The organism is Desulfarculus baarsii DSM 2075 (assembly GCF_000143965.1).
GTDB lineage: Bacteria > Desulfobacterota > Desulfarculia > Desulfarculales > Desulfarculaceae > Desulfarculus > Desulfarculus baarsii.
The window spans coordinates 2,570,667-2,591,014 of record NC_014365.1 but is presented as its reverse complement, the minus strand read 5'-3'; the positions used below and the strand labels follow the sequence as shown (position 1 = coordinate 2,591,014).

The window sequence follows — 20,348 nt, the reverse complement described above, 5'->3', positions numbered from 1 at the left end:
AAGCAGATGCGCATGATCAAGGGGCCTCCTGGCATGCCCGCAGCAGACGCAGGGCCGTCGGGTCGCCGGGCCTCAGGCGGAGCATCGTTTCGGCTTGTCCGCGGGCAGCTGTGGCGTCGCTTTGCTCCAGCAGGAGTTTGGCCAATTGGGCGCGGCAGGCGAGATCGCCGGGTACTAATTCAAGCGTTCGCTCGAATGAAAGCCGAGCGGCCTTCAGCTCACCCAGGCGCCAAAGCGCTTGGCCAAGGTAATAGCCGGCCTGGGCCTGCGTTTTGACCGGGTCCAGGTCCACCACCGGAGAGCCCAGGCCAAGTTTAAATGCTAATTCAAGATGATGACGCGCGGATTGCCATTGGCTCATGGCGTGGGCCAGCCTGCCGCGATGAAAGTGGGCCAGGCCGGAGCGCGGCAGCTCTTCGAGCACATGGTCGAGGAGCATGGCCGCTGTTTCATGTTTCCCTTGGCGTTCCAACAGGCGCGCCAGGTCAGCGTTTGCCTGCACCCATAGCCCGGCGTTTTGCGCCGGCGCTTGCCGATCGCGCGCGACTTGCCACAGATGATCAATGGCGTCATCGAAGCGTCGCAGATTGGCCAGGCAGCGGGCGGCTTGGAAATGATTATAGAAATCAGACGGATCGTCGGCCAGGGAGCGTTGGAGCAACTCCAAATAATAACTACCCTTCGCCTTGACGCGCGCCGGGTCTTCATAGCCCCAATGCTTGATGGCTACGGGGCTTGCGATGTCGCGCCAACCGGCCGGGTGCATTAGTTGCTCGTGCACACGACCGTGGAACCTGACGGCCGGGCTTCGCGGGAAGCAACGTTTTTGCCACAAGCGGCCGCCAGTGCTTGTGACGTATTCCTGTGCCCAGATGATCGCGTTTTTTTCCGTGGGCAACAAGGAGCGTAGCGTCGTCACGGATGCTGGCGGCATGGCGTTGTCGGCGTCAAGCCAAAGCAACCAATCGCTCTGGGCGTGCATGAGGCCATGGTTCCGCGCGGCCGCGAAGTCATCTATCCACTTGAAAAAAAATACTTTTGCTCCGAGATGCGTGCAGATTCGCGGCGTGTCGTCGCTGCTGCCGGTATCGACGACCACCACTTCGTCGAACAAGCAGGCCAATGGTTCTAGCGAATGCTTTAAATTGTGAGCCTCGTTTTTCAGGATCATCACCAGGCCCAAGGTCTGTTCAACCACGGCGCTGCTCCATCCGCAGGACGCATTCTAGCAAATGCTTTAATACGTCAGGCAGCATCTCGGTGGAACCGCCAGCGCATTCAACGGCGTAGGCCACCACCGCCGGGGCCTCTTGTATTTTCAGCGCGCCGGCATCTTTGCCGCCTGCGTTGGCGATGGCCGCGCGTAGTTGCTGACGCGCCGCCCCTAAATTGCCAGCCAGCGCGTGGCGTTCGACCATCCGCCCTTCGGCCAGAATTTCGTTGAAGCGCTGGCGCGTCATGGCGATTTCGGCCATGCCCGCCGTCGCTTCATGCAAAGGCATGTGCCGAAAGCCCGGAATAAGCGCGCCGGCGCTACTGGCGTTGATCAGGCGCACGCCGGCCCCGCCACGGGCGACATAACTGGCCGACTCTTGATACCAGTTGATATAACTATGAAAAGTCGGTGAAGTTCGGACTGTCCCGCCGCCGATGGCCGCTGTCGTCAATTGGCCTTGCACGCCGTCCTCTTCGCCGCCGGGACGACCCTCGGCATGCACCTTGCCGCCAGTGTAGGCCAGATCTTGTCCGACGAGGACGATAGGGTCGCAACCCCAAACATAGGCGAGCGTGAAGGCCAGGCTGGAGGCGTGCCCACCGTTGGGAACGGCCGCGCCGCCGCATAACTGGGCCAGCCAGGGCAGCAGATGGGCATGCGCCAAGGGCCCAGGCCATTTCTTGAAGTGATTGCCGTGCGAGTTCGATGCGGCAATCAGAGTAATTGCTTCAAGGTTTGTTCCGACAAATTGGCGCGATTCGTCCTTGGCCTCCAGGGCCACGGCGCAGTGGGGGGCAACGCCCACTGACGCCAGCGGACCCAGGGCCGAAGCCGCGCATAATATCAGCCCTTTATCTTGCACTTTCGCCAGGTCGTCCAGGCTTTGGCTGAGCGACGGCCCCGCGCCCACGATAAAAGCCGGCAACCCTTTGAACGCGCCCGGCAGACTGACGGCGTCTGGCGTTCGCAGCACGAACTCGATGTTTTCGGCGGCCAGGCTGGCCCACCGCAGCCCGTGCGTCCGACGTGTCAAACTGTCGCTCCGACCACGGTCGACGACGCCGGCCACGAGCTCGCGCACATGATTGGCCAGTAATGGCAATGTATTGCGGTAAGCGGGCGGTGAAAAGACGGCCACGCGCGACGTGCCGGCATAAACCACGCGTTCGGCGATCAACTCGGTCAGCCTATGCGGATCACCGGCGACGTTGAGCCACGATAGGTCAGGGCCGGTCGCGACTTGCTGACGGCCGATGGCGGTGTCTGGTTCGTAGGCCACCACATGGGGGCGATTGGGCGCTTCATGGATGGCCACGGCGTGCCAACCCAGGCCCAGCCCGGCCAGCACCACAAGGTCTTCGGGCCGGGCCTTGGATAGAAGCCCGGCCAGATCCTGGGCCGCGGCGGCCTTGGGATCGCGGGCCGGGTGGAGCAGCATTTGCCCTAACATCCAGTCGCCATTGGCGTTTTGCCAAAGCAAGCCACTCATGCCAAATATCCCCTTTGACGGGCCAACGCCAGGCGTTCCATGGTTTGACGCCGGGGCGATAATTGCCACGCTTTTTCGTAGAACATGCTGGCCTCGCAGGGCGCGCCGTTATCCAGCAGGATGTCGCCACCCAGACGCCAAGCCGGTTCCAGGGTGGGGTCGAGCCTGGTTGCTTCGAGTAAATGCTCCAATGCGTCCCAACACGGCTGTGGCGACCGCGCTTTGTTGAAGCCGGCGCTCATGCCGCGCCCATGGTCGGCCAGCAAGGCGGCGGCGGCCAGATGAAAAGACGCCTCCCCATCTCGCCCGGCCAAGCCTGGATGCCGCTGAACCAACTGGTGGAGCCCGGGGTTTTGCGTAACAACGCCAGCATGCTGTTTTTCAAAAATCGTCAGGGCCAAGGCGTCGCAAGGCGCGCCATGCTCCATGGCTTGACGTAAGAGCCCAAGCGCCGCGTCGTGCCGGCCTAAAGCCATCTCGGCCACGGCCGCCGCCCTGATCGTGGGCAGGCCGACCACGCCGGCGTCGTTGGCTTGACGCAGCCTGGCCGCCGCGCGCAACAAGCGCCGCCGGCCATCTTTGCCCGGCCAGCGCAGGGCGCTCATCAACAACGCTTGCCCCTCCAAGCCGATGGCTTGGCCGTGGTCGGGGCGTTTGGCCAGGCGCTCGGTATCTTCAAGCGCGTGCTTTAATTGTTTTGCAAGCTGATCGGCGCGGTGAGCCAGGGTATGCGCGCCCAAGACAGCTTCACGCCCGGCGCGCATGCATCTACGGCGCAGGCCGTCGTCACCGAGCGCCAGGCTCAGCCGTTGATCCAGGTTGTCATGATCATAATAAAGTAAATGCTCGAAGTCGGCGAAGTGACGGTCCATGACGCCCGGCGCGGCCTCGCTGAGCAAAAAGCCGCCGGCGGCCATGACCTCAAGTGGCCTGGTCGTCAGGCCGGGAAACAGGTTTTCGTTGATGACAACCCTGTGAGTTTTATACATATACGCGGCGTCGGCCGTGGCGAACCATTTGCCTTGACGGCCGCCTTGCACGCGCAACTCGACCCGGCGTCTCACCCGGTCCAACACCGCCGAGCGTTTGGGCCGCACCCTTGGGTCGACCACGCCGACAAAGCAGGCGGCTTTTTCTTCTCGCGCCAACATGTTGCTTTCATAGCGCTTTGGCTCCACGCCCAACGGCAGCCAATGGGCGTTGACTCCTTCGGAGACGGCCCGCGCGGCCTGGGCTGGTTGATCGAACAGCGCCACATCGAAAAGTCTGGCGTATGGCTGCTGCCAGAACTCGTTCAGTGGCGCGTCCACCAGGTAACAGGCCGTCACGGCTTCACTTTGCCCGAGCCCCACCGGCAGGTTGCGGAAGCCCACGTCATCGCAGACCAACACGGCGTCGGGCCGCAACCCCATTTGGGCGGCCCGATTGGCCACGCTCAGCCAGTCAGGGTCGGGGCCCTGAACGGGAATATCGGCCGCGGGGTCGGGTGCGCACCGAACCACCTCGTGCCCCAGTTCACTCAGGGGCGCGGCGAAGTCCTGGCTGCCCAGTAAAAAGATCAACACTGCCGACTCCTTGGCGCAAGGTCTGCCCTGTCGTTGATAAAGCAACTATCGTGCCAAGGGTGTGGCGATATCCTTCGATAAACCATAACGAAAACGGCATGATGCGGGAACGTCTTGGCGGGCTTTGCCGGCGCGGCAATTTCTTCCCCGACGCGCGGCAACAGTGGCGTCAGCAGCTTGGCGGTTGGCCTTGGTGGTCGTCGGCGGCCGGGCCGGCGTGGCGCGAGTAAAGCCGACAAACAGCCTCGGCGCTGGGGCGCTGGCCGGGCGTGGGCGCGGCGGCCGCCGGAAAGTCGTCAGCGGGGCTGTCGGCCTTGGTCAGCAGCGCGGCCAGTTGCATGCGCCGCTTGGCTTCTTCGGGCGTGTCCGGCTTTTGGGGTTGGCGTTTGACCGTCGGGCCGGACGGCTTTTCGTCGGGGGAGACGCGACCGCCGCCGGACGTGGGCGTTGGCTCCAGTTCGACGCGCCGCCAGCTATAGCCCAAGGAAAACAAAGGAGTTCGCAACGTCAGGCTGTGACTGGTGACCGACCGTGTCTTGTCTTCGGCCAGCCCGTCGGCCCGTGACCGCGTGGGCTCGCCAGCGGTCCATCCAGCCGGCGCGGCGGGATCGATCTTGATCGGCGTCATGGCTACGTCCTTGTAACCCGCTAATGTGTCTTGTTAAAGTATATATCAACCCATGACGGCCGGCAAGACGCGGCCTGGAGGGATTGAAACATTGCTTAATCACTAAAAAAAAGATAAAGTTTGAGCTGTGCGTTGCCGATATGGTGTATGGAGGGATTTTTAAGGTATGACTATCACTTCCTACCAGGTGCAGAATATTCTGCGCACATACGCCAGGCAACTCAGCCGCGGACAGCGGCTGGCCAGGGCGCGGTCCAGTGCCGAGGAAAACTTGGCCGATCGCGTGAACCTGAGCATCGAAGCCCGGCGCAAGCAAGTGATAGAAAAGATCACCTCCGAGATCGTGGCCAACATCGGTTCCAGGGCGCCCGGGTTGAAAGAGTCGTGGGGCGGAGTCGAAGACGCGGCATTGGCGCGGCTTTCCACGGAATACGGGCAGAAACTGGCCATCCGCCAAGACGAGCACTCTGGCAGACTGATGTTCAACGTGGTCGATGAACAAAGCGGCGAAGTGTTGCGCAGCTTGGGAGCCGAGGAATCGGCCGGTTTGCAACAAAGACTCTATCGCATCACCCAAGAGGTCATCGACGAGAACATGCTCTCGTAATTTTGTCGGGAAGGTCGAAAATGTTGATCAAGGACACACTGGGCGTAAGGGACAAGGCCCTTGAAGGCCGGGATGGCTCATCCCGCGTCGGCAAGTCGGGAGCCAAGGTCACCAGTGCATCGGTGACCGACTCCGCCTCGGCGGCCGAAGACACGGTCGCCCTGTCCAATCGCAGCAAGGAACTGGCCAGGGCCCACGAGGCGGTGGTCAACGCGCCTGACGTCCGCCGGCAAAAGATCGAGGAACTCAAGCGCCAGGTGGCCAACAACGAGTATCAGGTCAACGCCGAGCAGGTGGCCCATCGCATGATCGTCGATTTCCTGGGCGAGCTGGTTTGATCGCGACCTGAGCGACGACCGCAGCCAACACGAACGCCGGCCCGCGGGGACCGGCGTTCGCCTTTTGTCGCCAACCAATGACAATCAGCCGTTCATCCTGGCTTATTGCCGCTTCAGTGGGCAGCGCAGATCGTAATCGGAGTGCTCCAGCACGATTTGGGCGGCCAGCCTGGCCTCCGAGTTGATCACCACCGGCGCGCGCAGGTTGCCGGTCATCTTTTGCGGCTGGCCGTGGGGTATGTTGACCACCACCAGGATATCGACCTGTTCGGGCTTGGTCATCTTCAGCAGGCGCATCTCCGAATCGCCAAGATGCAGGTTGTACTGCGGGTCGAACAGCAACGGGCTGACCACCACGAAGGCCACGTCCGGCGCGTCCAGGCTTTGCAGCCACTGAAACGGCGAATCCTGGCGGTGCTTGATCAGCACGAAGCGTTGCAGGCCGGGGAAGCCGATCATGCCCAGCGGCATGTGCAGCACGTCCTCGGCCGGGACGGTGATCTCGCCAAAGCGGGCCGTGCTCGCCTTGATCAGGGTGGGGGTTTGGAGTTGCTCGCTCATTTGGCGTCCTCCAATCCCAACAGGTCGCTGAGCATGTCCAGATCCTGAGCGGCGGCGGCCACCGATTCCTTGTTGGATTCGACGATTTTTTGGAATATTTCTTGTCGATGGATGGGTGTGTCCGGCGGCGCTTCGATGCCCAGACGCACCTGGCGGCCCTTTATCTCCATGACGCAGACCGTGATCGAGCCGTCGCCGATGGCGATGCTCTGGCCGGCTTTTCGAGTCAGGATCAGCACAGTCGAACCTCGTTGTGGCCGCCCGGAAACCGCTCCGGGCGCGGCCGGCCGAAGAGAATCAGATATAGTCGGCCAAGCTGGTGCTGGAAACCATGGCCGTGGCCTTTAACGCGGCTTGGTACATGATCTTTTGCAACTGCCATTCGGCGGTGACCGTGGCGATGTCCACGCCGTTCAGGGCCTGCAAGCGGTCGTCGAGACGCAGGACGTCTTCCTCGAAGAAACTGTAGCGCACCTCCAGGCGGTTGAGCTTGGCCCCGGCGTCGGCCTCGCATTGTAGCACGGTTGTCAGCGAGGTCTTCAGTGTTTCCAACATCTCCTGACTTTTGGTCTGGCCCTGGTTGTATTGCTCCAAAGTCAGGTCAAAGCGGTCGCCCAGGGCGAAGGCGCCGTCTTCGCTCAGGGTCAGGCTGACGCCCGAACCGGACGGCTCCAGGTTGGCCGCGTTGGTGGAGCCCGTGCCGTCGAAGGTCAACGTGCCCATGCGCCGCACGCCCGAGTCGTCCAGGTAGGTGTAGGTAACTTCCATTGGATTGCTGGGGCTGGGCGTCTGGCCATCCTGGAACGACGAGGTTATCTGCCAGGTCTGGCCGGTGTTTTCGTAAGCGCAGTCGGCCAGGCTGATCTCCACGCCGCCCTCGACCAGGGCGAAGCTGGCGTCGTCGCCCACGTCGGTGATCGTCACCTGATATGTCCCGGCGGGCATGCCGCCGTAAGCCCCGTCGTATTCGTAATTGACGATCATGGGGTTGTCGGCGCTGGGCACGCCGCCGCCCCAACTGGCGTCGATGGTGAAATTGCTGAAGTGAGCCCGATCGGCGGCGTCGGCGTCGCTGGTGATGGGCCCGCCGACGTTGAACTCGTATTGCCGGGCGGACAGGGTGTCCCAATCGCCCGAGACCTGAAACGCGCCCGAGTTGGTGGGATCGTTGCCCACGCCGGGCATGGCCTCGTAATAATCATGATCCTGGCCGTCACGCTCCAGATAGTAGGACCACTGGCTGAGGATATCGAGCAGGTTGGTCCAGCCGTCGCCGGAGTTACCCTCGGCTCCCAGGAACTGGTCGACGGTGTAGTTGTAGTCCATGCGGTTGTCGGTGGAGAGGTTGACCAGCAGATCCGATGTGTTGCCCTGCTGGCGGCCCACGCCGAGGGTGTAGCTTTCGCCGGGGGTGAACGAACCGCTGTCGATGTAGATCATCACGCCATCGCAGATCTCCACGGCGTTGCCCACGCCCTCGCCGGCCAGGTCAACGGTGTTGGTGCGCTGGCGGCCGAAATCGTCCACGTAGCTGACCTGGAAGCGGTTGGCCACGGTGGCGTCGGCGGTGATGGTGATGTCGCGGCTCATCAGGCCGCTGTAATCGCCAAAGGCGTAGATGTTGCCCGTGCCGGTGTTGCCGCTGGCGGGCGTAGCGATATCGTCGACCTTGAGGCTGCTGCTGACGGCCGACTGGTCGGTGCGCGTGCCGGCGTAGATGTGCGATCCGGAAATCTCGTTGTTGCAGATCAGGATGATGTCGCCGATCAGCCCCTGCACCTTTTCGGCGGCGACCTGGCGATTGCTGGAGTCCATGGTGCCGGTGGACATCTGTTCGGCCAGGGTCAGGGCCTGCTGGATCAGCGAATCGAGTTGGCTGAAGTCGCTGGTGGCCTGGCTGAGCCAGCTCTTGGCGTGCTCCAGGTCGATGGCGTATTGATCCAGCTCTTGCAACTGCACCGTGGCGCTTTGCACGGTGATCGACGAAACCGGCGCGTCGCTGGGCTTGCTGATGATGTCGCCGGTGGCCGCCTGATTGTTCAGCCTGCTCAGCTCGGTCTGGATGCGCATGAGCTGGGCGGAGCTTGTGCGATAAAATGTCATCTGGCTAACGCGCATGGCCCACCTATTTCACAATGCCGATGAGGGTTTGCAATAGCTCGTCGCTGACCTGGATCATCTGGGCGGCCATCTGGTACGACCGCTGGAACTGGATCATGCGCACCATTTCCTCGTCCAAGCTCACGCCGCTCATGGAGTCGCGCAGGTTTTCCAGGCTACTGGTGGTTTCAGTGGCGAAGGAGTAGCTGTCGGTGGCGTTGGAGATGGTGGTGCCCAGGGACGCGGCCCAGGAGATCAACGATTCGTTGTAGGTCACCGTATCGCCGAGCATGGAGTCCGAGTCCTTCAAGTCGGCGATATCCAGGGCGGCGGTGTTGTCGCCCTTGGAAAGCTCGCCGTCGTCGCCGATGCGACCGGCGCAGATGCGGCCCACGTCGTTGGCGATGGTCTCGTTGATGCTGATGCTGGTGGCGGTGGAGCCGTCGAAGAAGGTGTTGACGCCCAGGGCGGCCAGGACATTGCTGGTGTCGTTGGCGAAAGTGAACTCGGCGCCTTCGTCGGCGTGGATGGTCAGGGTGTTGAGCGAACTGACCGAGGCGTTGAGGCCGGTGACGCCGTTGATGGCCGCGGCGATGTCGTCGAGCGAATCGGTGGGCTTGACGTCGATGGTCGTCTTGATCCTGGTGCCGCCCTGATAGACCCAGATATCGAACGAACCGGCCACGATTTCGTCGCCATAGGCCAGGTTGTCGGCGCTGTTGAGGGCGGCGCTGGCGCTCTGGGCCTGATAGGCGCCGGTGACGCTGGTCATGGCGCTGAGGCCCGCGCCCGAGGCGTGAAGCTTGTTGACGTCGAAGATGATCGTCTTGGCCAGATCGTTCATGTAGTCGAGCATGTCTTCGATCTGGTTGTCGCGCACGTCCAGCCAGGCGCCGATGCTGCCGCCGGTGATCTCGGTGTAATCCATGACCAGGCCGCCACTGGTCCAGACGAGCTGGTTGTGCTCGTAGCCGTCGCCGAGCCTTTCCTCGAAGGCCAGGGGATCGGGGTCGTTGTCGCCGGGGTAGTTGACCTGCACCAGGCTCTTGCCGCTGGATGTCTGGACGTTGACCGCGCCGGTGCTGTCCTCGTACCAGCTTATGTTCATCAAGCCGGCCAACTCGTTGAGTTGGCGCTGACGCTCGTCGCGGTAGTCGTTGGCCGAATGCCCCGAAACCTCCGACTGCTGAATCTTCAGGTTGAGGTCGGCGATGGTCCGGCAGATCAGGTTGGCTTGGCTGACGGCGTCCTTGAGGTAGCCGTCGATGTCACGCTGGACGGAGAGCATGTCGTTGGCGACGGACTGAAAACGCTGGGCCATGTTGCTGGCGGTTTCTTGCAGCGAGGCCCGCACGGCCGACGATTCGGGGTTGTTGCTCAGGTCTTGCCAGGCGTTGAAAAGGCTGGTGATCTGCGCGCCCAGGCCGGTGTCGCTGGCTTCGTTGGCCAGGGCCTCCAGGCGGGTCAGCTGGCTGAGCTTGGCCGAATAGTACGAGGTGTCCGATGTGTTGGCGGTCAGGCGGCCCAGCAGAAGCTTGTCGACGTATTGCATGACGGTGGTGGTCTGGACGCCATTGCCGAAATAGCCCTTGGACGAATACTGCGGGTTGCGCGTGGCCAGCACCGCCACTTGGCGGGAATAGCCCGGCGTGTTGACGTTGGCCACGTTGTGCGAGACCACGTCGAGTTGATCCACGCTGGCGTTGAGCGCCCAGCGCGAGATGTCCATCATGCTGTAGATGCCGGGCATCTCAGGCCTCCCGGGCCATGATGGAGCGGCCCTGGGCGGGGCGGGTCTGGCCGTTGGCCCCGTAGGTCGCCCCCTGCTTGCGCCCGGTGATGATGGCCAGGAGGTTGTCAACCGTGTCGAGGGCTTCTTCCAAAAACGAACGGTTGGCCTGGCTCATGTGCGAAAGGCGCTGGGCCAGCAGGCCGGCCTCGCGCACGGCGGCCTTGAACTCACCGCGGCGGTCGACGGGCAAGAGCGGGGTCAGGTCGCCCAACCGCGCCTCGCGCCCTTCCTGCGGCGGCACGAGGGCCTGCATGGCTTGGCGGCGGCTTTCCTGGGCCCTGGCCAGGCGACTGCCCAGGCCGATTTTCTGTTCGGTGGTTTCGGCCAGCCGCTTGTGGTCGCCGCTGAGCAGGATGTCTCGCTCGGTGGAGACCACTTCCAGCAGTTCGCGGTAGCACTGGATCTCGTTTTCCAGCTCCTGGGCGATCATTTCCATGGCCTGCTGCATGGGGCTCTCCTTAAGCGGTGGTATTCAGGCCGGCCCTGATGGTGGGCAGGGGGTCTTGGGGTTGACCGACGCTGTTGCGCACCTCGAAGTGCAAATGGGGCCCGGTGGACGTGCCCGTGCTGCCCACGGTGGCGATGACTTGGCCGCGGCTGACCTGTTGACCCTCGGCCACCAGGATGTCCTGGCAGTGGGCGTAGTAGGTCTGGCGGCCGTCGACGTGGCGGACGATGACCAAATTGCCATAGCCGCCGTTTTCGCCGGCGAAGATGACCTCACCGGCGGCGGCGGTCTGGATATCCGAGCCCTCCGGCGCGGCCAGGTCCAGGCCGGTGTGCTCCTGCTCCTGGCCGCTGATGGGGTGGATGCGGGTTCCGAAGGTGCTGGTGATGGCCCCCTGCAACGGCGCGTCCAATTCGATCTGGCCGCTTTGCGCCCCGGCGGCCAGGGCCTGGCGGCCGGCGCTGGCCAGGCCGGGCATCTGCTTGGCGCTGCCGGCGTGGGGCAAAAGGCTGCGGCCCAGTTGCTTTTCGAGCATGGCGGCCAGGCCCACGCCGCTGTCGCCGGCCACCGCCTCGTCAGCGTAGGCCTGGTCGAGCATGTCGGTGAAGATCTTCTCGGCGTTGCCGCCGCCCAGCAGGGTGTCGCCTTCCAGGGTCTGGCGCATGGCCGACATCATCTGCTTGAGGAAATAGGCCTCGAACATCTTGCAGGCCTGGCTCAGCTTGGCCTTTTCCAGTTCTTCCTTGCCCAGGCCCTTGTCCAGGCCGGCCGAGTAGCTGGCGGGTATGAGCTGGCTGCCGAAACTCATGGCTAGATGATCTCCAGCTTGGCCTGCAAGGCGCCGGCGGCCTCGATGGCCTGCAAGATGACGATCAGGTCGCGGGGGGTGGCCCCCAGGGCGTTGAGGGCGCTGACCACCTGGCCGATGGAAACGCCGCTGCGCACCACGGCCAAGGGCGCCTTTTGCTCGCCCACGGTCACATCGGTGCTGGGAACGACCACGGTCTCGCCGCCGGGGGCGAAGGGCAGGGCCTGACTGACGTCGGCCGACTCGGTGACGCTGATGCTCAGCGCCCCCGAGGCCACGGCCACCGTGCTGATGCGCACGCCTTCGCCCATGACCACCGTGCCGGTGCGCTCGTCGACCACCACCTTGGAGGACATGTCGGGCTCGATCTCCAGGTTTTCCAGCCGAGCCATCAGGGCCACGTTCTCCAGGCCGCTGGCGGGCAGGGTGATCTCGATGGTCGAGGGGTCCACGGCGCGGGGGGCCAGGGTGGGGATCTCGCTCTGGATGCTCTGGGCCACCCGCGCGGCCACGGTGAAGTCGGGCACGCGCAGATTGATGCTGATGCGCGGGTTTTCGCCGAAGCGTTCGGTCAGCTCGCGCTCGATCACCGCGCCGCTGGGGATGCGGCCCACGGTGGGGTGGTTCTTGGAGACGGTGGCGGCCTGGCCGCCGGCGGTGAAACCGCCCACGCTCACCGGGCCCTGGGCCACGGCGTAGATGTTGCCGTCGACGGCGCGCAGTGGCGTCATGACCAGGGTGCCGCCGGCCAGGCTGTCCGAGTCGCCAATGGAGCTGAGGGTCACGTCGATGCGGCTGCCGGCCCTGGCGAAGGCCGGCAACTCGGCGGTGACCATCACCGCGGCCACGTTCTTGACCTTGACGTTGTCGGGGCTGACCTTGACGCCCATGCGGTTTAGCATGTTGGACAGGCCCTGGACGGTGAAGGTTGTGGCGGCCTTGTCGCCGGTGCCGTTCAAGCCCATCACCAAGCCATAGCCGATGAGCTGGTTGCCGCGCACGCCGTGGATGCTGGCCATGTCCTTGAGCCGGGCGGCCTGGGCCGCGCCGGCGGCGACGATGACGGCCACCAGGGCCAGGGTCGCGATGATCGATGCGCGCCGCGTCATGTCCATGCCTCCCCTAGAACGGCCAGACCTGATCCAACAGCCGGGCCAGCCAGCCGGGCGTCTGCTTGTCGGTGAGCACGCCGCGGCCGGTGTAGTGGATGGTCGCGTCGGCCAGTTGGGTCGAGTAGACGGTGTTTTCGCTGGTCACGTCCTGGGGCCGCACGGTGCCCTGCAAGACGATATACTGCGTCTCGCCGTTGACTTGCAGCTCGCGCGAGCCCTTGACGATCATGTTGCCGTTGTTGAGCACCTCCACCACCGTGCAGCCGATGGAAGAGGTCATGGTGTCTTCCTTGGTCAGTTGGGCCTTGGCGTCGCTCTTGCTGTTGAAGTTGGCCCCGATCAGCTTGCTGGGGTCGGAGCCGGGCAGATCCTGCTCGTAGCCCATGAAGCTGCTGACGCCGATGTCGTAGTCGCTCTTGCGCTCGGCCTTGGTGTCGTTCTTCTTGGCGGCCTTGGAGTTTTCCACGATCTCCACCACGATGATGTCGCCGACGTTGCGCGCCCGCAGGTCGGTGAACATGTCGCTACGGGTGGCCACGAACAACGACCCGGCCGTGGGCTTGGGGTGGGTGATGTCGATCGTCGGCTTGGGCGCGGCCGGCAGGCTGGGCTGGAACTGGCCCGGGCTGGAGGCGCAGCCGGCCAGGCAAAGGGCCATGGCGACGGCGGCGATGGTCAGGGTTGTCTTGGTCATGAGGCGAGCCTCCTTCAAAAATCGACGATCACTTCGCCGGGGGCGTTGACGCGGCCGTTGACGGTGCGCTTGGTGGCCAGGTTGGTCAGGCGGATGACCTTGCCCCTGAACCCGGTTTCCTCGGCCCGGCCCTTGGTGCTGATGCGCATGCCCGGGGCCTTGGCCAGAATGTTGACGATCTCGCCGCGCTGGATCAGCGGGGCCGGTTCGACCCAGCGCATGTCCAGGGGTTGGCCCATGCCCACCGCGCCGCGGGTGCGCATGCCGATGACCTGGTCAGGCTCGGTGACCACGTCGCGGGGGGCCTCGGCCAGATTGATGCGCGCCAACTCCACGTCGTCGGGGCCGATGATTTGCCGCCGGGCCAGGCTGCGCGAGGCCACCGCCACCGGCGCGTAGACGTCGATGTCGCCGACGATGCGCGCCTGCTTGACCTTCTGGCCGTCGACGACGACCTCGACGATGGCCGGCGTGCGGCCAATGAGCTGGCCGCCGATGAAACGGACCGTCAGCTCCAACTGGCCAGCCGGCGCGATGATCTCGGCCCCGGCGCTGACCGAATGCACGTCGACCTCGCCGCCCTTGCCGCCCAGGCGTTCGATGGCCGCCCGGCGGAAGGCCTCGGCGATCTGCTGGGCGCTGACCGTCTGGCTGGCCCGCCAAATCTCGACCTTGGTGGGCAAAAGCGTCGTCACGCCGGCGGGCAGGTCGGCCTGGGCCAAAAGCGAGCGCAAGACCGCCCCCGAAACCACCCGCGACTGGCTCAGAGCCGGGCTGGAGGCCACGAACACCCCGGCCAGCTTGTGGCGCAGTTCTTCTTCCAGTGTCTGGGCGTTTTCGACCAGGTCCAGCAGGGTGATCCGCTGGCCGGCCACCTCGGCCCGCGCGCCGAAGCAAATGGCTTGGGGCGCGGCTGGGGCTTGCGTCGCCCACAGGGCCGCCAAAACCATGACCACGATCGCCATCCCGAGAGCCCGCATGATCAAACCCTCCCTAGCGCTTGACCTGGTTGGCCGTTTGCAGCATCTGGTCGGAGGTGGTGATGGACTTGGAGTTGGCCTCGTAGGCCCGTTGGGCCACGATCATGTTGACCATCTCGTCGACCACGCTGACGTTGCTCATCTCCAGAAAGCCCTGGGCCAGGGTGCCGAACTGGTCGGCGCCGGGGTCGCCGGGCACGGCCACGCCCGAGGCCGGCGATTCGCGGAAATAGTTGCGGCCGATGGCCATCAGGCCCGAGGGGTTGGGGAAGGTGTAGAGCTGAATGCGGCCCAGTTCGACCGCCTCGTCGTCGGCGGTCAGGGCCGTGACCAGGCCGTTGGGGTCGATGACCACGCTGGTGGCGTTTTCGGGCACGGTCATCTGGGGCACCAACAGGTTGCCGTTGCTGTCGACGATGTCGCGGTTGTTGTTGAGCTTGAACGAACCGTCACGGGTGTAGACGTCTTCGTTGTCTTTTTGGATGCGGAAAAAACCCTGACCCTCGATAGCCACGTCGAGCTGGTTGTCGGTCTGCTGGTAATCGCCTTGGCTCCAGATCTTCTGGATGGCCACCGGCCGCACGCCCATGCCCACCTGCTTGCCGGTGGGGATCATCTGGCCGCCGGCCTGCTGGGCGCCGGGCTGGCGCAGGGTCTGATACATCAGGTCTTCGAAGTCGGCGCGGCTTTTCTTGAAGCCGGTGGTGTTGACGTTGGCCAGGTTGTTGGAAATGACGTCCAGGTTGAGCTGCTGGGCGGTCATGCCGGTGGCCGCGGTGTAAAGGCTCCTCATCATGGCTTATATCCTCCGCTAGACCTTGCCGACCTGACTGACGGCCTTTTGGTCGATTTCCTGCAATGAATGCACGGCCTTTTGATAAGACTCGAAGGCCCGCTGGGCGGTGATCATGTTGACCATCTGGTCGACCACGGTGACGTTGCTCATCTCCAGCGAGCCCTGGTTGACCACCACGTCGGCGGCCGGCGCGGTGGGAGGAAGCTGGCCGTCGGCCCCGCTGAAGGCGGTGCGGCCGTCCTTTTGCAAGGCGGCCTTGTTTTGCACCTCCACCACGGCCAAAGTGGCCACCTGGGCTCCGTCCTGGGAGACATTGCCTTCGCTGTCGATAAAGACCTGGCCGCCGGAAGGGTTGAGCGTCACCGGCTGGCCGGCGCTATCCAAAACGGCGTGGCCCTCGGAGGTGACCAACGCGCCGTTGGCGTCCATCTTGAATGCGCCGCTACGGGTCAAGCGGTCGCCGCCGGGGGTGCGGATCATGAAAAAGCCGTCGCCGGACAGGGCTACGTCCAGGGGGTTGCCCGTCTCCTGCAGCGAGCCCTGGCTGAAGTCGACCTGCATCTCCCGCGAGAGCATGTCGTCAAAAATAAGGCGGTCGCCCTTGAAGCCGGTGGTGGAGACGTTGGCCAGGTTGTTGGCCGTCACGTCCATGTGCCTGATCTGCATCAGGCTGCCGCAGGCGGCGTCGGCTAGTCCTTGGTCGTAAAACATTTGCGCCCCTCGTTCGGGTGGCCTGGGTTCGTCTGGTTATGTTGCAACTGCCGTGCCAGAACGCCCAGCGCCGCCAGATAGATGGCGCGCGCGGATAATACTCTTTAATTACTTGGAAATCGCGATCAATGCCGGCCAGGTGAGCCGTTGACGAGGCGTCGGATTTTTGGCGCGCCGGCCTCGCGTGGCCGAGCAAGGAAGATATTGCCTATTTGGTTTCTTCGTTGCCAGCGCCCAGCCGCCAGGCCTCGTTGGCCCGATGGACAAAGGCCAGAATCTCGGCGGCCACCACGTAAAGCTCGGGTGGAATCTCCTCGTCGATATCCAGCCGCGCCAAGATTTCGACGAGGTCCGGGTCCTGTTTGATGGGCACGCCGTGCTGGCGGGCCAGTTCGATGATGCGCTCGGCCAGGCGCAGCCGGCCCTTGGCCGCCACCGCGCCGGTGGTTTCGTGGCCCTCGGGGCCATAGCGCAGGGCCACGGCTTTTTTGATGGCCGCCGGGGCGCTTTTCTTGCCGTCGTCGCTCATACCGTCACCGAGAGATATTGGCCTTCCCGTCCGATCAAGCGGGCCAGGGGCGCTTGGGCCTCCAGGTCGTCGGCCGGGCGGGCGGCGGCCGCGAGCTGGGCCGTGAAACCGGCCGCCTCCAGGGCCTGAGCCAACTGGGGCAGCATGCCGCGCACCATGGCGGCCTTGGGTTCGCTGTCCAGCAGAAAGTCGGCTTGCACCGCGCCGGGTTGGGCCAGGGCCTCGACCACCACTGGCCCCAGGGCCTCCAGGCGCAGGAAAAAGGCCAGGCGCGTGGGGCGCTGGCGGCGTTCGTTTTCGTCGCCGGGCGGCGGCTCCAGCAGCAACTGGCCCTGATCGGCGGGCCCGCCCAGCACCAGCGGCAGCAGCAGCACCAAAAGTGATTGCTCGGGCAAAATCTGGGCGTTTAGGCGTTGGTTGGCCTCCAGCGTCGTGGCCAGGCCCTTGGCCGCCTCGGCGAAACGGCCCAACTCGGCGGCGCGCTCCGGGTCTTGCTGGGCGATCTGGTCGGAGACGAGCGGCAGGCGGGCCAGAAAGCGCTGGGCCATACTGCGCAGATCGTCGCCGACCAGGGCCTCGGGCCGGGCCTTGGCCAGATTGGCCTCGCGGCTGAGGCCGCCTTTGGCGGCCAAGGCGGCCAGGCTCTGGCGGATCAAGGCCGGTTCGGCGGCCTTTTGACGGTCGATGATCACGGCCCGCGCGGCCTCTTGCAGGCCGACGGCGGCCTTTTGGGTGTCTTTGTCGGCCAGGGGGCGCGCGGTGAAGTCGATTTTTAACAGCGTTTCCAACTGGCGGGCCAGGCGCTGGCTGCCGGCCAAAAGCTCGCCCATGGCTCGGCGGGCGTCGGATGGGGCCACGTGTTGCCTGTCGGCCAGGGCCAGCACCAGGCGTGGCGAGGCCTGTTCGACGATCAACTCCAGGTTCTGGCCGGGGCGCAGGGGTAGGTCGCTTTCGGCGACGAGGGCCTGGCCGGCGATGCGCACCACGACTCGGCCGTTGGCCGCGGCCTGCAACACCGTAGCCTTGACCGCCCGGCCGGGCCACAAGGTGGGGCCTTCGTCGCCGGTGGGGCGGCCTGGTTGAGCCGTCGGTTCCTTGGCCGTGACGCCGGGCGGAGCTGGCTTCATGACGCGGGCCTAGCCTTCGCCGGCCAAAAGCCCCAGGGCCAGATCGACCTCGCCACGGGGGCGTCCGGTGGCCTGGGCGATCTGTTCGGCGGTGCGGCCCATGCGGTGCAGTTCCTCGACCTTGCGCCGAAAGTCATTGGCGCTGCCGCTGGCGGCGATGGGCGGCGGCGCTTTGGTGATCGCCGGCGGGGCGGCGGCGCTTTGGGCCCGCTCCAGGCGCTGGGCGGCCTGGCGAGCCTGGTCGAGCATGGCTTCGATGGCCTGGATGCGCTGATCGAGGCTGGCCAGGGTGGTGTTGACGAGGTCGCGTTTTTCGGCCAGCAGGCGATCGAATTCTTGGCTCAACTGCCCAGCTTCGTTAATAAATTTGCCCAAGTCGTCGGCCTGACCGTCGCCTTGCCGCCCCGTTTGGCCGCGCAGCCTGAAAAGCAGCAGGGCCACCGCGGCCACCAGCAGGGCGTCGGCGGCCATCTGGGCCCACCACAGCCAATCCATCAGACCACCACGTCGACCACGCCGCCGCCCTCGCGCTCCGGGTCGAGGCCGGGCTCGGCCTGGGCGTCGCTGGTCTGGCGTCGCCGGCCGGAGGGGCCCTCGCCGTCGGGGCTGTTTTCGCCGCGTTGGCGCGGCCGCAGGCGGTTTTGCGTCTGGGCGGCCGGGCTACCCTGGACTTGGCGGGCGGCGGCCTGACGCTCGCGCTGCACCTCGGCGGCGGCGGCGGATTGCTGCAACTCGCCCGTGCGCTGGGTGACGTCCTGGATTCGGCTGACGTCGCCGGCCTGCTGGATCACCAGGGGGATGTTTGGCGCCAGGGTGGACATGGCCTATCCCGAAATGAGGAACTGTGAGAAATAAACTTTATGCACCCATTCCCGGCCCAGGGCATGGTTTAGCTCGGCCTTGATCTGGGCCTGCAACAGGCGGTTTTGGTTGGCCTTCTGCAACTCGCTGGCCGGCCGGTCGCGCAGGGCGCGATAGATGACGTCACGCACGTCAAGATTCTTTTCGATGAGCGACGACTTGCTCAGGCCATCCATGCTCTCCAGCGTGACCACCACCCGCAGAATCTGGCCCTGCTTGGTGTCCAGGAGCGGCACGATGAACGGCTCCAGGCCCAGCATCAGTTCGTCTTCCACCGAGGGCATGGCCTGGCGGACCATCCACGGCGGCAACGATTCGGCGTCGGGCAGCTTTTGGGCCTCTTGGCGCGAAAACCAAAAGCCCGTGCCGCCGGCGATGGCCACCACCAGCACCAGTGAGCCCACCGCCAGCAAGAGCCTTTTCAGCTTGCTGGGCGGCTGGGGTTCTTCCTCCGGGCCGGGCGTGGAGCCCGCCAGGTGGCCGGAGTCGGCCAGGTCGATCTCGATCTCGCCGGATTCCAGCTTGGGGCCTTCGGGCAGAAAGCCGTCCAGGGGCAGATCGACCCGGTCGAGTTCGACTTTGTCGCCGACGGCGATGGACTCGTCGAACTGGTCGTCGCCGCCCTCCAGGCGCTGCTCGATCTCGGCCAGGATCGACTCGTCAAAGGCCTCGTTCAGGCCTTCGACGGCCGCCGGCGGCGATTTGGTCTGCTGCTGGGCCACCGCCAACCTCGCCGACGCTCAGCGCTCTTCGCTGGTCAGCTGAATATCTTTTCTATTTTGTCGCTCAACGTCTCGGCCGTGAAGGGCTTGACGATGTAGTTGCTAACCTTGGCCTTGACCGCCTCCAGCACGTTTTCCTTTTGCGCTTCGGCGGTGACCATCAAAAAGGGCATGTCCTTGAACTCGTCGTGGCTGCGCACCCACTTGAGCAGCTCCAGGCCGCTCATCTTGGGCATGTTCCAGTCGCTGATGACGAAATCGATGCGCTCGGTCTCCAGCTTGGCCTTGGCCGCCTCGCCGTCCTCGGCCTCGACGATGTTGTCGAAGCCCAACTGGCGCAGAATGTTTTTGACGATGCGGCGCATGGTGGAAAAATCGTCGACCACTAGGATCTTCATCTTGGTGTCGAAGTTTGGCATCTACAGTCTCCTGGCGTCATCTGGATCCGCCGAAATCCCGCAGCCGGGCGCGCAACCGCAGGATGGCCTTGGTGTGCATCTGGCTGATGCGGGATTCGGTGTAGCCCAAGACCTCGCCGATTTCCCTCATGGTTAATTCATCGTAGTAATACAATGATACCACCAGTTTTTCTTTTTCGGGCAGGCCTTCGATGGCCGAGGCGATGACCCTGCGCAGCTCCACCAGGCCAAGCATGACCAGAGGGTCTTCCAACCCCTCGCGGCCCATGGCCTCCATGACCTGTTCAGAGTCCAGGTTGCCCAGCGGCGAGTCGGCGTCGTCCAGGCTGAGCAGATTCACGCCACTTACTTCGTCGAGCAGGCGGTGTAAATCGTCAAGACCAATGCCCAGCTCTTGGGCGATCTCCTCGTCCTCGGCCGGCCGGCCCAGGCGATTTTGCAGCCGGCCGATGGCGTCTTCGAGGTCGGAGCTTTTCTTGCGCACGCTGCGCGGCACCCAATCCATGGCCCGCAGCTCGTCGAGGATGGCCCCGCGCACGCGAAACTCGGCGTAGGTCTTGAATTTGACGTTCTTTTCGGGGTCGAACTTGTCTACGGCGTCGATGAGCCCCAGCACGCCGGCCCCGATCAGATCCTCCATGGACACGTGGGCGGGCAGGCGCATGGCGATGCGGCCAGCCACGTAGCGGATCATCGGCGCGTACTCCAGGATGAGCCGCTCCCGCTCGGCGGCGCTGAAACCGGCCTTGTTCTGCCGGGCCGCGCCTTCGCCAAGATAATCCGCCTTGCCGTAGGTCATCGAAAAAGCGTCTTTCTCCCGTTTGGTTACGTAGTTTGCTAGAAAG

The 20,348-nt window shown here is 64.4% G+C and carries 24 protein-coding genes; 2 read left to right on the top strand and 22 right to left on the bottom strand.

Translation table 11 applies throughout. The annotated features are described in order from the left end of the window. Positions 1-16 precede the first annotated feature (16 nt). From DEBA_RS17185 to DEBA_RS11685, 4 genes are all read right to left on the bottom strand, one after another. Positions 17-1,198, bottom strand: coding sequence for a tetratricopeptide repeat-containing glycosyltransferase family 2 protein (locus DEBA_RS17185; RefSeq protein WP_013259146.1), 1,182 nt, complete (start codon positions 1,196-1,198; stop codon positions 17-19). Further along, positions 1,191-2,705: a motility associated factor glycosyltransferase family protein gene (locus DEBA_RS11695; RefSeq protein ID WP_013259145.1), complete on the bottom strand. Its 1,515-nt coding sequence runs from the start codon at positions 2,703-2,705 to the stop codon at positions 1,191-1,193. The genes DEBA_RS17185 and DEBA_RS11695 overlap by 8 nt, the downstream gene beginning before the upstream one ends. Continuing rightward, entirely contained in the window at positions 2,702-4,270 is a 1,569-nt protein-coding gene (locus tag DEBA_RS11690; protein WP_013259144.1) for a glycosyltransferase family protein, read from the bottom strand. Before DEBA_RS11690 ends, DEBA_RS11695 begins: the two co-directional genes overlap by 4 nt. Positions 4,271-4,439: 169 nt before the next feature. Continuing rightward, a complete protein-coding gene (locus DEBA_RS11685) occupies positions 4,440-4,898 on the bottom strand; it encodes a hypothetical protein (RefSeq protein ID WP_013259143.1) in 459 nt (152 codons plus the stop codon). 166 nt (positions 4,899-5,064) lie between these two features. Between DEBA_RS11685 and DEBA_RS11680 the strand changes: the two genes are divergently transcribed. Both DEBA_RS11680 and flgM read left to right on the top strand, forming a co-directional pair. Next, positions 5,065-5,505: a DVU0524 family FlgM-associated protein gene (locus DEBA_RS11680; protein ID WP_013259142.1), complete on the top strand. Its 441-nt coding sequence runs from the start codon at positions 5,065-5,067 to the stop codon at positions 5,503-5,505. A 20-nt stretch (positions 5,506-5,525) separates the two neighbouring features. Then, positions 5,526-5,843 (top strand): flagellar biosynthesis anti-sigma factor FlgM, encoded by a 318-nt coding sequence (flgM, locus tag DEBA_RS11675; protein ID WP_013259141.1) that lies wholly within the window; start codon positions 5,526-5,528, stop codon positions 5,841-5,843. Between the two features lie 102 nt (positions 5,844-5,945). Here the strand turns inward: flgM and fliW are convergent, their stop codons facing one another. The 18 genes from fliW to DEBA_RS11585 form a co-directional block, all read right to left on the bottom strand. Beyond that, complete coding sequence (fliW, locus tag DEBA_RS11670) at positions 5,946-6,404, bottom strand: flagellar assembly protein FliW (RefSeq protein WP_013259140.1); 459 nt, start codon at positions 6,402-6,404, stop codon at positions 5,946-5,948. After that, positions 6,401-6,643, bottom strand: a complete 243-nt coding sequence (csrA, locus tag DEBA_RS11665) for a carbon storage regulator CsrA (RefSeq protein ID WP_013259139.1) — start codon at positions 6,641-6,643, stop codon at positions 6,401-6,403. Before csrA ends, fliW begins: the two co-directional genes overlap by 4 nt. A gap of 58 nt (positions 6,644-6,701) precedes the next feature. After that, positions 6,702-8,522 carry a flagellin N-terminal helical domain-containing protein gene (locus DEBA_RS11660; RefSeq protein WP_013259138.1) on the bottom strand — a complete coding sequence of 607 codons (1,821 nt, stop codon included), beginning with the start codon at positions 8,520-8,522 and terminating at the stop codon, positions 6,702-6,704. Between the two features lie 7 nt (positions 8,523-8,529). Further along, a complete protein-coding gene (gene flgK, locus DEBA_RS11655; RefSeq protein ID WP_013259137.1) occupies positions 8,530-10,254 on the bottom strand; it encodes a flagellar hook-associated protein FlgK in 1,725 nt (574 codons plus the stop codon). 1 nt (position 10,255) lies between these two features. Continuing rightward, positions 10,256-10,744 carry a flagellar protein FlgN gene (locus DEBA_RS11650; protein ID WP_013259136.1) on the bottom strand — a complete coding sequence of 163 codons (489 nt, stop codon included), beginning with the start codon at positions 10,742-10,744 and terminating at the stop codon, positions 10,256-10,258. Between the two features lie 10 nt (positions 10,745-10,754). After that, positions 10,755-11,552 (bottom strand): peptidoglycan DD-metalloendopeptidase family protein, encoded by a 798-nt coding sequence (locus DEBA_RS11645; RefSeq protein ID WP_013259135.1) that lies wholly within the window; start codon positions 11,550-11,552, stop codon positions 10,755-10,757. Between the two features lie 2 nt (positions 11,553-11,554). Then, entirely contained in the window at positions 11,555-12,661 is a 1,107-nt protein-coding gene (locus DEBA_RS11640; protein WP_013259134.1) for a flagellar basal body P-ring protein FlgI, read from the bottom strand. Between the two features lie 13 nt (positions 12,662-12,674). Then, on the bottom strand, positions 12,675-13,358 hold the full coding sequence (locus DEBA_RS11635) for a flagellar basal body L-ring protein FlgH (RefSeq protein ID WP_013259133.1): 684 nt from the start codon (positions 13,356-13,358) through the stop codon (positions 12,675-12,677). 14 nt (positions 13,359-13,372) lie between these two features. Further along, positions 13,373-14,338, bottom strand: a complete 966-nt coding sequence (gene flgA, locus DEBA_RS11630) for a flagellar basal body P-ring formation chaperone FlgA (protein WP_013259132.1) — start codon at positions 14,336-14,338, stop codon at positions 13,373-13,375. Positions 14,339-14,351: 13 nt separating this feature from the next. Next, entirely contained in the window at positions 14,352-15,134 is a 783-nt protein-coding gene (gene flgG / locus DEBA_RS11625) for a flagellar basal-body rod protein FlgG (protein WP_013259131.1), read from the bottom strand. A gap of 15 nt (positions 15,135-15,149) precedes the next feature. Next, on the bottom strand, positions 15,150-15,845 hold the full coding sequence (gene flgF, locus DEBA_RS11620; protein ID WP_013259130.1) for a flagellar basal-body rod protein FlgF: 696 nt from the start codon (positions 15,843-15,845) through the stop codon (positions 15,150-15,152). Positions 15,846-16,053: 208 nt separating this feature from the next. Beyond that, positions 16,054-16,374 carry an EscU/YscU/HrcU family type III secretion system export apparatus switch protein gene (locus tag DEBA_RS11615; protein ID WP_013259129.1) on the bottom strand — a complete coding sequence of 107 codons (321 nt, stop codon included), beginning with the start codon at positions 16,372-16,374 and terminating at the stop codon, positions 16,054-16,056. Beyond that, a complete protein-coding gene (locus DEBA_RS11610) occupies positions 16,371-17,501 on the bottom strand; it encodes a flagellar hook-length control protein FliK (protein ID WP_013259128.1) in 1,131 nt (376 codons plus the stop codon). The genes DEBA_RS11615 and DEBA_RS11610 overlap by 4 nt, the downstream gene beginning before the upstream one ends. A gap of 9 nt (positions 17,502-17,510) precedes the next feature. Beyond that, entirely contained in the window at positions 17,511-17,996 is a 486-nt protein-coding gene (locus DEBA_RS11605; protein ID WP_013259127.1) for a hypothetical protein, read from the bottom strand. Beyond that, on the bottom strand, positions 17,996-18,322 hold the full coding sequence (locus DEBA_RS11600) for a hypothetical protein (RefSeq protein WP_013259126.1): 327 nt from the start codon (positions 18,320-18,322) through the stop codon (positions 17,996-17,998). Before DEBA_RS11600 ends, DEBA_RS11605 begins: the two co-directional genes overlap by 1 nt. A 3-nt stretch (positions 18,323-18,325) precedes the next feature. After that, on the bottom strand, positions 18,326-19,084 hold the full coding sequence (locus DEBA_RS11595) for a flagellar basal body-associated FliL family protein (RefSeq protein ID WP_013259125.1): 759 nt from the start codon (positions 19,082-19,084) through the stop codon (positions 18,326-18,328). A 35-nt stretch (positions 19,085-19,119) separates the two neighbouring features. Further along, positions 19,120-19,503 (bottom strand): chemotaxis response regulator CheY, encoded by a 384-nt coding sequence (locus DEBA_RS11590; protein WP_013259124.1) that lies wholly within the window; start codon positions 19,501-19,503, stop codon positions 19,120-19,122. A gap of 16 nt (positions 19,504-19,519) precedes the next feature. Continuing rightward, complete coding sequence (locus DEBA_RS11585; RefSeq protein ID WP_013259123.1) at positions 19,520-20,302, bottom strand: FliA/WhiG family RNA polymerase sigma factor; 783 nt, start codon at positions 20,300-20,302, stop codon at positions 19,520-19,522. Between the last annotated feature and the right edge of the window lie 46 nt (positions 20,303-20,348).

Bases quoted from the DNA above. Each gene is read 5' to 3' on its own strand.
- DEBA_RS11695 (WP_013259145.1), bottom strand. From the start codon at position 2,705: ATGAGTGGCTTGCTTTGGCAAAACGCCAATGGCGACTGGATGTTAGGG.
- DEBA_RS11685 (WP_013259143.1), bottom strand. From the start codon at position 4,898: ATGACGCCGATCAAGATCGATCCCGCCGCGCCGGCTGGATGGACCGCT.
- DEBA_RS11680 (WP_013259142.1), top strand. From the start codon at position 5,065: ATGACTATCACTTCCTACCAGGTGCAGAATATTCTGCGCACATACGCC.
- flgM (WP_013259141.1), top strand. From the start codon at position 5,526: ATGTTGATCAAGGACACACTGGGCGTAAGGGACAAGGCCCTTGAAGGC.
- fliW (WP_013259140.1), bottom strand. From the start codon at position 6,404: ATGAGCGAGCAACTCCAAACCCCCACCCTGATCAAGGCGAGCACGGCC.
- DEBA_RS11660 (WP_013259138.1), bottom strand. From the start codon at position 8,522: ATGCGCGTTAGCCAGATGACATTTTATCGCACAAGCTCCGCCCAGCTC.
- flgK (WP_013259137.1), bottom strand. From the start codon at position 10,254: ATGCCCGGCATCTACAGCATGATGGACATCTCGCGCTGGGCGCTCAAC.
- DEBA_RS11650 (WP_013259136.1), bottom strand. From the start codon at position 10,744: ATGCAGCAGGCCATGGAAATGATCGCCCAGGAGCTGGAAAACGAGATC.
- DEBA_RS11645 (WP_013259135.1), bottom strand. From the start codon at position 11,552: ATGAGTTTCGGCAGCCAGCTCATACCCGCCAGCTACTCGGCCGGCCTG.
- DEBA_RS11640 (WP_013259134.1), bottom strand. From the start codon at position 12,661: ATGACGCGGCGCGCATCGATCATCGCGACCCTGGCCCTGGTGGCCGTC.
- DEBA_RS11635 (WP_013259133.1), bottom strand. From the start codon at position 13,358: ATGACCAAGACAACCCTGACCATCGCCGCCGTCGCCATGGCCCTTTGC.
- flgA (WP_013259132.1), bottom strand. From the start codon at position 14,338: ATGCGGGCTCTCGGGATGGCGATCGTGGTCATGGTTTTGGCGGCCCTG.
- flgG (WP_013259131.1), bottom strand. From the start codon at position 15,134: ATGATGAGGAGCCTTTACACCGCGGCCACCGGCATGACCGCCCAGCAG.
- flgF (WP_013259130.1), bottom strand. From the start codon at position 15,845: ATGTTTTACGACCAAGGACTAGCCGACGCCGCCTGCGGCAGCCTGATG.
- DEBA_RS11615 (WP_013259129.1), bottom strand. From the start codon at position 16,374: ATGAGCGACGACGGCAAGAAAAGCGCCCCGGCGGCCATCAAAAAAGCC.
- DEBA_RS11610 (WP_013259128.1), bottom strand. From the start codon at position 17,501: ATGAAGCCAGCTCCGCCCGGCGTCACGGCCAAGGAACCGACGGCTCAA.
- DEBA_RS11605 (WP_013259127.1), bottom strand. From the start codon at position 17,996: ATGGATTGGCTGTGGTGGGCCCAGATGGCCGCCGACGCCCTGCTGGTG.
- DEBA_RS11600 (WP_013259126.1), bottom strand. From the start codon at position 18,322: ATGTCCACCCTGGCGCCAAACATCCCCCTGGTGATCCAGCAGGCCGGC.
- DEBA_RS11590 (WP_013259124.1), bottom strand. From the start codon at position 19,503: ATGCCAAACTTCGACACCAAGATGAAGATCCTAGTGGTCGACGATTTT.
- DEBA_RS11585 (WP_013259123.1), bottom strand. From the start codon at position 20,302: ATGACCTACGGCAAGGCGGATTATCTTGGCGAAGGCGCGGCCCGGCAG.